Annotated in this window: 9 protein-coding genes; 3 read left to right on the top strand and 6 right to left on the bottom strand. The window is 42.0% G+C overall.

Annotation, left to right across the window (positions count from 1 at the left end; translation table 11 throughout):
* The 3 genes from gpmI to ACEW80_RS03695 all read left to right on the top strand — a co-directional run.
* Positions 1–1,080: 2,3-bisphosphoglycerate-independent phosphoglycerate mutase (gpmI, locus tag ACEW80_RS03685; RefSeq protein ID WP_373525292.1), on the top strand; the 1,080-nt coding region annotated here is incomplete at its 5' end.
* A gap of 135 nt (positions 1,081–1,215) precedes the next feature.
* Positions 1,216–1,449 (top strand): preprotein translocase subunit SecG, encoded by a 234-nt coding sequence (gene secG, locus ACEW80_RS03690; RefSeq protein WP_373525293.1) that lies wholly within the window; start codon positions 1,216–1,218, stop codon positions 1,447–1,449.
* 9 nt (positions 1,450–1,458) lie between these two features.
* The gene (locus tag ACEW80_RS03695) at positions 1,459–2,268 is read left to right on the top strand and encodes a peptidase (RefSeq protein WP_373525294.1); all 810 of its coding nucleotides are present in this window, start codon (positions 1,459–1,461) and stop codon (positions 2,266–2,268) included.
* An 81-nt stretch (positions 2,269–2,349) separates the two neighbouring features.
* On the opposite strand, the gene ACEW80_RS03700 is transcribed toward ACEW80_RS03695, so the two are convergent.
* The 6 genes from ACEW80_RS03700 to ACEW80_RS03725 all read right to left on the bottom strand — a co-directional run.
* Positions 2,350–2,793 carry a DUF29 domain-containing protein gene (locus ACEW80_RS03700; RefSeq protein WP_373525295.1) on the bottom strand — a complete coding sequence of 148 codons (444 nt, stop codon included), beginning with the start codon at positions 2,791–2,793 and terminating at the stop codon, positions 2,350–2,352.
* Positions 2,794–2,988: 195 nt separating this feature from the next.
* Positions 2,989–4,137 (bottom strand): glycosyltransferase family 4 protein, encoded by a 1,149-nt coding sequence (locus ACEW80_RS03705; RefSeq protein WP_373525296.1) that lies wholly within the window; start codon positions 4,135–4,137, stop codon positions 2,989–2,991.
* 348 nt (positions 4,138–4,485) lie between these two features.
* Positions 4,486–6,138, bottom strand: coding sequence for an MFS transporter (locus ACEW80_RS03710; protein WP_373525300.1), 1,653 nt, complete (start codon positions 6,136–6,138; stop codon positions 4,486–4,488).
* A complete protein-coding gene (recO, locus tag ACEW80_RS03715) occupies positions 6,125–7,051 on the bottom strand; it encodes a DNA repair protein RecO (RefSeq protein ID WP_373525297.1) in 927 nt (308 codons plus the stop codon). The genes ACEW80_RS03710 and recO overlap by 14 nt, the downstream gene beginning before the upstream one ends.
* 87 nt (positions 7,052–7,138) lie before the next feature.
* The gene (deoC, locus tag ACEW80_RS03720; RefSeq protein WP_373525298.1) at positions 7,139–7,819 is read right to left on the bottom strand and encodes a deoxyribose-phosphate aldolase; all 681 of its coding nucleotides are present in this window, start codon (positions 7,817–7,819) and stop codon (positions 7,139–7,141) included.
* A 170-nt stretch (positions 7,820–7,989) separates the two neighbouring features.
* Positions 7,990–8,346: DNA cytosine methyltransferase (locus tag ACEW80_RS03725; protein ID WP_373525299.1), on the bottom strand; the 357-nt coding region annotated here is incomplete at its 5' end.

Raw genomic sequence — 8,346 nt, forward strand, 5'->3', positions numbered from 1 at the left:
ATAGACCGCACAGGAATTGGGCGCATAGTCACCCTCAGCGGTCGCTACTACGCGATGGATCGCGATCACCGCTGGGATCGAGTCAAACGCGCCTACAATGTCATGACCCAAGATGGGGCGGGTGACGATCGCAAAGCTGTGGAAATCTTGCAAGCATCTTACGCCGAAGGGGTAAAAGATGAATTTGTCAACCCAATCAGAATTGCCCCCGGCGCAATAGAACCAGGGGATGGGGTGATATTTTTTAACTTCCGCCCCGATCGCGCCAGACAACTAACTCAAGCTTTGGTTAGTCCTAAATTTGACGGTTTTGAAAGACAGCAAATTACACCGCTGTCCTTTGTCACATTTACGCAGTATGATTCAGACTTACCCGTATCTGTAGCCTTTGAGCCTCATAATCTCAGTAATATTCTGGGAGAAGTAATCGCTAATCATAGTCTGAAGCAGTTCCGCACTGCTGAAACCGAAAAATACGCCCACGTCACCTATTTCTTTAATGGGGGTCTGGAGGAACCTTTTGCCGGAGAAGACCGAGAACTGGTAAGTAGCCCGATGGTAGCAACTTACGATCACGCCCCGGCGATGTCAGCAGTAGCAGTTACAGATGTAGCGATCGCTGCGATTCAAAAGGGTATATATTCTTTAGTTGTGATTAATTATGCCAACCCAGACATGGTAGGGCATACTGGTCAAATTGAAGCTACCATTACAGCAGTTGAAACAGTTGATCGCTGTTTGGGACGTTTATTAGAGAGCGTTATCAAGGCCGGTGGTACAACAATTATTACTGCCGATCACGGCAACGCTGAGTATATGCTAGATGAGGGGGGTAATCCCTGGACAGCTCACACCACTAACCCAGTTCCCTTGATCTTGGTGGAAGGAGAGAAAGTCAAAATCCCTGGATATGGTACAAATGTCGAACTGCGAAGCGATGGCAAGCTCTCCGACATCGCCCCCACTATTCTAGAGATTTTACAGCTACCTCAGCCACCAGAAATGACCGGGCGATCGCTGCTGAAAACAGCAGAATATGACCTGCAACGCACTCGTACTCCCGTACAAATAGGGCTGTAAAAGATTGCTGAGTCCTGAGTTAGGAGTTTTTAGTGAACTCCTAACTCCTGTTAGCGATAGCGGGGCGTTTAGCCCATTCTGAATTCTGACTCCTGAATTCTATTTTTGAAACTTTTTATAAATGAGATTCCTACCATGACAGTTACTAATATCGTGCAAGGCATTTGGACATTTTCCGCCACTGGTTTGATTATCTTGGTTTTACTCCATAGCCCTAAAGGTGATGGCATTGGAGCCATTGGCGGACAAGCCCAGCTATTTAGCAGCACCAAAAGTGCAGAAAACACCTTAAACCGAATTACTTGGGCATTGACAGTAATTTTTCTCGGTTTAACAGTAGTTTTGAGTGCTGGTTGGCTGCCTAAATAAGGATAGTAAATGGGAAGAAGAACCGAACACCCGATACTTAACAGCCTAATAAATTTGATTTCACGACGGTTAATTACAGCTCTTGCCTTATTTATTGGCACAGGGCTGTTAATCTTTTTTACTAATCTTCATTCGAGTGATGGGTTTACAAAAACCTCAAAATATGTATATTCAGACTTAATAATTTCTCCTGCTAACTCCCCAAAACCCCATCCCTTACCGCCCACACTGGCACAGTGGCAAGATAGTACCAACAGTGGTGACTACTTTTCCCAAGTCAGAACAACCCAAGTTGGTTATTTAGTCTGGTCACAATTTCCCGTTCGAGTTTACGTAGAACCACCAAGAGCCGTCAGCGAAAAACAAGCTCAAGCATGGGTTAACGGTGTCTTGCAGGGTGTACAGGAGTGGAATACTTATTTACCTTTAACAATAGTCGAAAAGCCAGAAATTGCTGATATTGCGATCGCACGAAAAGCGCCACCTCTACAAATTGCTCCTGGTAGTAATATACCCCGTGCGCGATCGGCACAAACTACTTACGAGTTATACACCAGCAACAAAGTTTTATCCCACCACTTCACCATCTTGTTAAGTCCCAGTCAAACAGGTGAGTATCTCATTGCAGCAGCCCGTCACGAATTCGGTCATGCGTTGGGAATTTGGGGTCATAGTCCGCTACAAACTGATGCTTTATACTTTTCTCAAGTTCACAACCCGCCGCCTATTTCTGCGAGAGATGTAAATACTCTAAAGCGGGTTTATGAACAGCCAACTACTTTGGGATGGACTTTAGTTGATAATTCAAAGATAAATTGATCAAATTGTAGCGACTTAATTTTATGGTGTTGTTAAGTTAAAATATGAATTATGTCTCGCCCAAAGAATCAAAATTTAAGATTACGGCAACCAATTTTTATCCAAAATTTGCTCTAAGGTATAAGGACATAATTCAGGTAAATTGGTTAGCTTTGTTTTAGCCTTAACATAATCTGAGGCATTGCTATAAATTATGTTGAAATTATCCTCCAAATGATTACGTAAATGGGCACTTAAATCTTCATTTAGTTGATTCCGAAAACTAATAATTTCTGCTGTCCAATGATTAGCATTTCTTGGCTTTTCTAAATCCCAATATTGATAAAGTAATAAATGTCTAATAATCTGTTCCAATAAACTTCTGACTCGCCTTTTTTCATTTTTAGCCAAATCTTCCAATTCTTCTATTAAGTTTTCATAGTCAACGTCTGCCAATTGTCGATTTTTGAGACATTTAATAGTCTCCTCTAACCATTGCAGGTAATTGAATTCATATAATGTTTTTATGTCGATAATTGCAGTCATTTGTTGATTTTATAGCTTTAATTTACTGTTATTTATTATTTCATCCTAACTAATTTATTAATTTTTGCCGATAATTGCCCAGAAAAAAAAGATACACAGTACCCAGAAGTTAAGCCCGATCGCATTGATTGCCATCTGAATAATTTACAGTACGATATCTCTGATGGGCTACGCCTACGCACTTCTTCCCTTTCTCTACGCTCTGCGAATTAGGGGTAGAGGTCGCTGTGCTAAAACTCCTTTATAAAGTTCTTCTAGCAGCGTAATATTTTTGCTCAGGGTATAGCGATCTAATACACGCTGTCTGGCTTTTTGCCCCAGCAGGGTTGTTAACTCTGGATGATCTTGCAAAACTGGTAAGAGCGTTTTCAATTGCGATCGCGCTGTTTTAGTATTAATAACTACACCTGCGCCCTTTTCCAATACTTCTCCATCTGCACCCACATCTGTTGCTAAACAAGCTAGGCCACATGACATTCCTTCTAACAAAGATAAGGATAAACCCTCTACCAATGAAGGCAAAACAAATACATCTGCGCCCCGTAAAATTTCGATGCGTCGCTCTTCATCAGCAACAAATCCCAACCAGATAATGCCATATTCCCAACCATAAGATTGCTCTAAAGAAGGCTTCAAAGGGCCGTCGCCAACAATTAGCAACTTACTCCCAGGCTCCATTGCCGACTGCTTCCAAGCGCGGAGGAGGGCTTCAACATTTTTCTCTGGGGCTATTCGACCTTGATAGACAAACAAGCGTTCGGCTCTAAACTCTGCTTTAATCTTAGAAGCTCCTGGAGAGTACTTAATGGTATCAACACCGTTGGGAATTACAGCGATATTTTCTTCCCGCACACCCATGCGTGCCAATAATTCCCGCTGAATTTGGGAAAAGACAATCACGCGATCGTAGTTAACCAAAAAAGGTGCGTAAAGTTGATAAGCTAAAAGTTGTGTTCCCGATATCAGCTTTGCCCCCTTGCCAGCAAATGGTGTGTGAAAAGTGGCAATTAGAGGCAACCTCAAATCTTCACAGATTTCCGGTAAAATAAAGTCCAGAGGAGAGAGGGTCAAAGAAGCATGGACTATATCTGGTTTGATTTCCCGCAGCGACTCGGTTAAAAGTTTGGTTGCTTTAAAAGTGGGAATTGTGTAAACCTGGGACTTATAAATGAAAGGAAGGGAAACCTCTCGAAGATTTGGCCAGTTATCAGGTTCCGATTCTTCTTGGGCAAAGTGAAGAAAGCTAACTTGATGTCCCCTGTCTAGCAAGGCATTTGTAATTTCTCGACCGTAAGTGACATTGCCGCAAAAGGGTGATTTTTTTCCAATCCAGGCTATACGCATTCTTTATTTAGCTGTAAGAAAATCGAATTTAATCTATTACTTGTGTGTCCTTGGTGATTTTTATTTTATCTAGCTATACTTGCTGGTTTTTTAGTTATTACAGATTTACACCACAATCTAGTTTAAAAAGCCTATTTTAAGCTAATTAAACCAGTGGATTTATGGCTTTATTTATTTATAAGTTGTTAATTTTTGATGTTTAAACAACTTATTTTGACTAATGTCAGATTGATATCCCGCAAGTATGTGATAAATTTTCACTGACGACAGTTTACCATGAACACAAAAGCTTTAAGGAAATTAATAATTACTTCAAGGTAATAAACAATAAGTCTTGTCAGATGATAACTACTTATAAGAGTTATACCAGGTTAATATACCTCCTGAAAAGACGATCGCTGCTAATCCCAAAAAAACTACCTGTAATCCCAGAAAGGTTTCTGCTACACCTGCTAATGCCAAAGGTAAGGAAAGGGCAATATTAATTACATTGTTCTGTAAGCCAAAAACTTTACCCCGCATTTCTGGAGGTGTTTCTGTTTGAATCGCTGTTTGCATGGGAATACCGACTAGCGCTCCAAAGATACCTAACAGCGCTACCAGTAACAAGATTAGCCATAGCTGGGTTTTAAATACTGATAGACCAATCAAGGACGCTGCCATGCCCATAGAACCGTACAGACTTAGTTGGGTATAGGAGAAGCGTTGACCAAATTGACCGAGAATTGTTGCTCCCGCCGCGATGCCAACACCGCCTGCTGCTAGTAAAAAGCCGAACTGGGAGGCTTTTAAATTGGGAATTATTTCTGCCATGCGAACGGCTAAAACAGTTAGTGCTGCAAAGACAGAAAACAAGATAATCAGTTGAAGCAAGGCATTACGGACGCGATGATTTGCTTTGAGGTAGCCAAAACTGTCCCGCAAGTCAGAAATTACGTGAGGGAATTCTGTATTGGGGTCGTGGGGTTTTTCGTTAGTCGCCAGCATAAACAAAATTAGTCCAGCGATCGCATAACTGCCGCCTACTAAAAGTTCCTTACCTAAACCACCACTACCACCAATTTGCAACCAAAGTTCATCTGCGATCGCTAACAACGGTTCCCCGACTGCAAACCCAACAATCACCGATGCCATCATTGTTGTCGTGTAAAGCGAATTTGCCGAGAGCAAATGCTGTTCTTCTACGACCAAAGGAATTGCCGTCTGTTCTGCCGGCGCAAAAAACTGCGTCAGTGTGGAAACTAAAAAAGTTACACCCAGGATGATTATAAAACCGACTGGCAGCGCTCCTATGGGTTGCCAATCATGAGTCAACCACAGCAGAAAGGGAATTGACAAAACCAGGATACCACGCCAAACATTCGTTGCCACCAGCACAGCCTTTTTTGACCAGCGATCGACAAATACACCAGCAACCGAACCAAATAATACGGCTGGAATAGTAAAAGCCATCATCAAGGCTGATACCCAACCACTAATACTCTGATCACCTGCTTTAAACTGAGTATTAATCAAAGCAATCATCAGTACCAAATAAACTTTATCTGCTAGTTGGCAGAAAACTTGACCGCCCCAAAGAGCCAGAAAATTAGGATTTTTTAATACAGGCAAAAACCCCTGCTGTTTTACATTTCCTAAAACAGCACCTCCACCTAAACCAGACCCATCTAATTTTGGTGGTTCTTTTTCTGGGATAGTGGCTACTGGCAAATTCTCGCCATTGCGAACGCCGTTACTATCTACCTCAGCAGTGGTTAATTGGTCTTCAGATTGTGTTTCTGATTGACTTGAAACATCAGTTTGTGGTATCTCTCCTGTCAAACTTTGGTCGTTTTTAGAAACGTCTTTCGGGGACATTTCTTGGCCATTCATTTGACTAGGTATAGACTTGGAAACTACACTCAGATGATTACTGACTGTATGCTCTGATGCACTATTCTCTTTTTTGATGAGGCTTGGCGACAAAGGCAGGATTTTTCTATCCAAATCAGACGATTGCATCATGGTTAGCAGCAAAATAAGAGTCGATCAAGGTAGCAGAGCGAATAGGGCGACCTAATTGATACTGAGCATACTGGCGCAAAATTTGCTCAACAGATAACCAGTCATAATCTCTAGCACCATCAATTTGCATTATCTCTGGTTGTGACAGATGTTGGAGCAAAGCCAATTCTACAGCACCCAGACGACTAGAAATCACAGGTATTTCTTGCCGATGCACAACAATTGTTTGGGAGCCAGGTTTTGGAGGTGATGGAATAATGGGGTGATTGGGTGATGCAGAAAAAGATGAGTTTCTTTGTATCCCCCTCTCTCTTTCTCCCTCTGTTCGTAAACTTTCCCAAGCTTCTAAGCAAACCGTTCCACCCGCAGGGATGCTAAATCCTACCTGCCAGTTGGGTGTAAAGTTTGGCTTGAGGGTGCGTCCAGATAGGCAGCAGACTTGCACTTGCGGCGTAAGTCCTGCTAAGGCTAGAAGATGAAATACCCCATGAGCTAGATGAGCCAAAACACCAGAGGGATCTGCACTAGATAACGCCTCCAACCGATGGAGATGTTCATTAAACAACTCATAAAGTTCTTCTTGGGGTTGTTCGCTCAAAGCTTGACACAGTACTATTTCTGCTAAATACTGGCCAGCAGCCAGTTTTCCCAAATTTTTAGTTAATCCAGGATAAGTTTTTAACGTCTGTGCTTGAGTAATTTTATCAAGCGATCGCCCTTTCGCAATCAATAGTTCATTCACAACAAACATACCACTCCTACCGCCCAGGCTGGAGTTATGCTTACGTGCCCCTGGAGCCACTGCTCGAATCAGACCGAATTCTCGTGTCAAAATCGTCACTATTTTATCTGATTCTCCTAACACCTGGGTTTTGAGATTAATTCCCGTTGCTTTGTAGGTTCTACTCATTAGTCATTAGTCATTAGTCATTAGTCATTAGTCATTAGTCATTAGTCATTAGTCATTAGCTTAGGACAAATGACAAAGGACAAATAACTATTCACCCTTTCCCAGATTATCGCGCTGGCGGAGCAAATCGATACCGCGAGATGTACCTAATCTCGTAGCACCCGCTACAATTAAGTCTAGGGCTTGATTGATAGTACGGATACCACCCGATGCTTTAATTCCCACTCTTTCTTTTACTAATTCCTGCAAAAGCCGCACATCTGCGACTGTGACACCACCATTCAAACCTGTACTAGTTTTTAAGAATGCTGCTCCCGCCTCCATAGCTATTTCAGCAGCTATTTTTTTCTCTGCATCTGTCAACAAGTTGGTTTCCAAAATTACCTTGACAGTTTGCCCAGTTTCTTCACAAATTTCGGCAATCTCTCGGTGGACTTCTTCAATTTTACCAGCTTTCAACCAGCCCAAGTTCATTACCACATCCAACTCAGTGGCCCCACTATCCGCCGCTTCTTGAGCCTCATACAGCTTGACTGCTGAAGTCGTCGCACCAGCAGGAAAGCCAATCACTGTACAGACTTTCGGGTTTTTACCGTGGAGGAGTTCGACTGCTTGTTTGACATAGGCGGGATACAAACAAACTGCCGCAAAATTGAATCTGTATGCTTCTTCACACCACTGCTCAACCTGCTCTGGAGTAGCCGTTGACGTTAACAGGGCGTGATCGATAAATGGCGCAATATCAATGTCTGGATAGTCTGCTGCCATCGGGTTTTCTACCAGTGGTTGATTATTAAACTTTATAAAAAATTAAAACATTTCTTATATATGTATTAAACCATATTTATTACGAGTTTATCCTGAAAACAAACTGCTGAATTCTTTTGGATGTCGGCTTTGTAGATGTCGCGGAATTACTATAAGTGTTTAAGTTGACATTAGCCAGTAGTAAAGTTAGGAATATCAACAGCATTTGTCACAGAAGTTTCTAAGAAGTTCATAATAGTTTTACCTAACGTCTTCGATGCCAAATATGGTACGCCATTCCCAATAGTTTTAAACATATTCGTGAGCGACATATTCTCTGGAAGTACAAAATTTGCAGGCAAAGATTGGATAGCTAAAGCTTCCGCTACAGATATTCGCCGGATTTTATAGGGATGCAAATGTACTTCATTATTTCCATAGCAAGCTGTCGGAGAGTAACGCCATCTGTGCAGACGCTTAAAAGACTTTTTAGAATCATCTCCTTCATCAATAGCAGCAAATCTTGTGATCCCTGCCCTTGGTTGAAA

It is taken from the genome of Nostoc sp. (assembly GCF_041747015.1).
In the GTDB taxonomy this organism is placed as follows: domain Bacteria; phylum Cyanobacteriota; class Cyanobacteriia; order Cyanobacteriales; family Nostocaceae; genus Nostoc.